Below are 4,033 nucleotides of genomic sequence, written 5' to 3' on the forward strand. Positions count from 1 at the left end.
CACAAATCTCTGAGCATCCTCACGCCAGTGTTAGACCCCAATCATCCCAGTATTCGCAATGCCCGGAAGGGGCTAACTGTGCTCTACGGTCGAATCGGGAATCGGGAATCGGGAATCGGGAGTAGGGCATCGGTGACAACTTAAGCCTGTATGCCAATTGTCAAGGGGGTTGAGGAAAAAGGCTTGAAGAAAAACTCAGACTGACCCTTTTGTCGGTCAGGAAAAGGAGCAACAATAAGTTTGACCTTGGGTTTTCGCTGCTGTTTGACGATACCTAAATCCTGATTCTCTGGGGCAGCAAAATACTTAACTGGGTCAGAAGCTAATCCTTTGTCATGAGCAACATAAAAATGATAGAGACCTCGATAAATCATCTCTAAAGAGATGCGGTCAAAGGGTAAAGAAAGCTCCGAGGCTACAGCATCACCTAAATCCACTAAAACCGCATAAAAAAGCCACGTCCCCCAAATCTGTAACTTAACTCCATTAAGAGAACCAGTCCATAAATAACTTAACCCTAAAAGTCGTTTAACTGTATTAAAAGCCTCTTCAATCCGCCAACGCCGTCCATACAAATCAGCGACGACATAGGGAGGTAAAATCATCGGGTCAAGCACACTCGTTAAATAAGAATGCCAAGTTTTGCCTGAGCGCACTTCAATTAAACGTAAAGTCACAAACGGAGTTTTTTTAGTTCCAGAACCCATCCGAATCAGACGGTCACGAAGACTATAACTATCACTGAAGACTTGCTTAACTTCAAGGGAAGCTCCCTTCTTTAAACGGGTAATAAAATGAATCCCTCGGTCAATTAACTGCTGCCAAAAGTAAAAGTGATAAAAGCCTCGATCTAGTAACAGCAAAGTTTTAGCCCTTACTAAATTCAACAGATTCGACTCCAATTTGGTGTCAGAAGCTCTGGGATTTTCCTCAAACCAAATCTCAACCGGAAGCCGTGTCTTTACATCCACCACTACTCCCATCTTGCCGGCTAACTGTCCTTGGGGTATGTCTGCCAAGCTTTTTAGCTTCCGAAACAAGGCTTCTAAAGTGGAATTATCGGCAATCCAAATTCTCTCAAACTTAGATAGAGTAAACTGAACACTTTCTGGCAGAGGACGGCACTTTCTTGAGTCCCAAACCTTTCTTAATTCTGGCAGCAACTCCTTAAAAACTCTCTCAAATAATTGAGCCGGAAAGGTCAAAAATCTCTGAGAAATTGCTTGTTGACTCACCTGAGTGGGTGAACACCACAAAAAGCCTTCTCTTGTTAAGATTCGGTTAAGTTCTCTGACCCCAGCTACATCTCGCCACAGTAAAGTTAACACGGCAGCTACCATCAAGGGCAGGTTAAGAATCCGGTCTCTTAATCCCAGTTTACGATAGTATCCCTCTTGGGCTATGATGGCCGGTTTCACCAACGATTCTAGCTTAGCAGCTATTGCTGAGTCCTCTACTAGAGGACGTTGGGTCTTTTTCGCATGGTCTCGGTGGGTTTTTCGGTGGCCGCTCATCAGGATTCACCATGGCTCAATTACTTGTCTGTTCTGAGTTTCACACGACTCGAACCCTGAGGCAATCCCCCCTCTTGACAAAAGGCTTTTTCTCTTAACTTGTCACCAATGGACACGCTACGGAGAAAAACTCAACGGAATTAGGATTACAAAGTTCCTCCCCTTTGTAATGGATTTCCCAAACAGTTCCCGGTGAAAAGTACCACCCTAAAAGTTCAAAGAATGGTTATCAGGAACGAAATAACTCTCATATGTACTCTCAGTAAGGTCGATTACTGAGTAGGTAGTTAGTCGCATGTCATATGAGGGCAAGATTGAGTCAGAAGCCAAAGCCTAGGGTAATGCCCAGGATATGCTGACGGACTCACGTTATAGGAAAAGATGTAGTTGTAAGTAGCAATGAAAATGTCTAAAACTCGGGGGTTCGCCCCACAGTCGGAATGGAAGAAAGTCAACTGGCGGAAGCTAGAAAAGACTGTCTTTAAGTTGCAAAAACGAATATATCAAGCCTCTCAACGTGGTGATGTCCGCGTGGTAAGAAAGTTGCAAAAGACTCTGATAAAGTCCTGGTCGGCCAAGATGATTGCGGTCAGACGGGTAACCCAGGAGAACAAAGGGAAGAAGACAGCTGGAGTAGATGGGGTCAAATCATTAACACCAAAACAACGGCTTACTTTAGTCTCCAACCTAAAAGTTTCTAAGAAAGCCCAACCAACCAGAAGGGTATGGATTCCTAAACCTGGACGGACGGAAAGCGACCATTGGGTATCCCAACCATGTATGACCGCGCTCTCCAGGCACTTGCCAAACAGGCATTAGAACCTGAATGGGAAGCAAAATTTGAACCCAACTCCTATGGGTTCAGACCAGGACGCTCATGTCATGATGCCATCGAAGCAATATTCAATAGCATCAAACAAAAGCCCAAATGGGTACTTGATGCTGACATAGCCAAATGCTTCGATAAAATCAATCACGATGCACTTCTAACTAAACTGAATACCTATCCATCCATGAGACGCTTAATAAAGTCCTGGCTAAAAGCCGGTGTGATGGATAATGGGACATTCTCACCTACAGAAGAGGGCACCCCTCAGGGTGGAGTTATCTCTCCACTAAGCGCGAATATAGCCCTCCACGGAATGGAACAGGCCATATGGGATTACGCAAATTCTGTAAAAGGCAAGAAAACCCACTATAAAAAGGGACTAGCTCTAATCAGATATGCCGACGATTTTGTCATCCTACACCAAGACCAAAAAGTGGTAGAAGAATACCAAGAAGTCATCAATAATTGGCTACATGACATGGGTCTGGAATTAAAGCCTAGCAAAACCAAAATGACCTATACCTTTAACGGATTTGAATTCCTTGGATTTAATATCCGTCAGTACAAAGTAGGCAAAAACCACTCTAAACAAGGCTTTAAAACCATCATCAAACCATCTAAGGATGCAATTCTAGAACATTTCGAGCGGCTTTCAAAAGTCATCGACAAACATAAAGCCGCTCCTCAAGAGGCTTTAATCAAACACCTCAAACCTATTATACGCGGATGGTGCAACTACTACAGAGGAGTCTGTAGCAAAGAAACCTTCCAAGATTTAGGTTACATGCTCTGGAACAAACTCCAAAGATGGGGATATAGAAGACACCCAAAGAAAACCAAAACCTGGGTAAACAAGAAATATTGGGGAACCATCGGAGAGGATAATTGGATATTCATGGCAGATGAGGATAATTACCTCCCAAAACATGCCAAAACTGAAATAATAAGGCATAAAAAAATCCAAGATACCAGAAGTCCCTACGATGGAGACCTAATCTATTGGAGCACCAGAATGAGAGAACATCCTGAAATGCCAGCTCAATCGGGAAGGCTTTTGAGAAAGCAAAAAGGGAAATGCGCTCATTGTGGTCTTACCTTCAGACCTGGGGATTCAATGGAAATGCATCACATACTACCACGCGCACTGGGTGGAAATAACAAGGATGAAAATCTGGAATTACTACACCTAACCTGCCACGATGCCAAACACGGGAAAAAAAGTCAACGCCTTAGAGTTAGATGAAAACCCGTTTTAGAGGTACCAGCGACAATGGTTCCTATGATGAGGAGCCGTATGATGCGAAAGTGTCACGTACGGTTTTGAAGACGAGTCAGTGGGGTGACTCACTGACTTAGTTTAATTGCCCCGGATAATACCGGGCATCGACTCTAACAGCTTTGACACTCCCGCAGTGGTATGATCTGTTTAAATCTCTAAGTAGATCCTATCGGACTTGAAGGGAAGTGGCACGGTTTCAACTTGGTACTTCGCCACCTTGTAGAATCCCCCGTGCGAGCAATCCCTCGCACGGGGGCTAGCCACTGTTGACGATTTTCTCCAAATATCTTGCAGTATCTACAAAAATATGTTATACTTTGATGAGGAATCTAGTGTCATTGAAAACATTCTGTAACTTGAATTGAAGCCGAAAACCAAAGCTTTAATGATAGTGGTTGCGTTTTCTATTAA

Annotated in this window: 3 protein-coding genes; 2 read left to right on the plus strand and 1 reads right to left on the minus strand. The window is 43.7% G+C overall.

Annotated elements, in window-relative coordinates:
• Nucleotides 1-140: 140 nt before the first annotated feature.
• Complete coding sequence (locus F6K53_RS35425) at nt 141-1,514, minus strand: IS4 family transposase (RefSeq protein ID WP_293083996.1); 1,374 nt, start codon at nt 1,512-1,514, stop codon at nt 141-143.
• Nucleotides 1,515-1,913: 399 nt separating this feature from the next.
• Between F6K53_RS35425 and F6K53_RS46210 the strand changes: the two genes are divergently transcribed.
• Together F6K53_RS46210 and ltrA are read left to right on the plus strand one after the other, a co-directional pair.
• A complete protein-coding gene (locus tag F6K53_RS46210) occupies nt 1,914-2,333 on the plus strand; it encodes a reverse transcriptase N-terminal domain-containing protein (protein WP_366511392.1) in 420 nt (139 codons plus the stop codon).
• On the plus strand, nt 2,276-3,586 hold the full coding sequence (ltrA, locus tag F6K53_RS35430; protein ID WP_366511393.1) for a group II intron reverse transcriptase/maturase: 1,311 nt from the start codon (nt 2,276-2,278) through the stop codon (nt 3,584-3,586). Before F6K53_RS46210 ends, ltrA begins: the two co-directional genes overlap by 58 nt.
• Nucleotides 3,587-4,033 lie beyond the last annotated feature (447 nt).

It is taken from the genome of Moorena sp. SIO4A1 (genome assembly GCF_010672065.1).
GTDB lineage: Bacteria > Cyanobacteriota > Cyanobacteriia > Cyanobacteriales > Coleofasciculaceae > Moorena.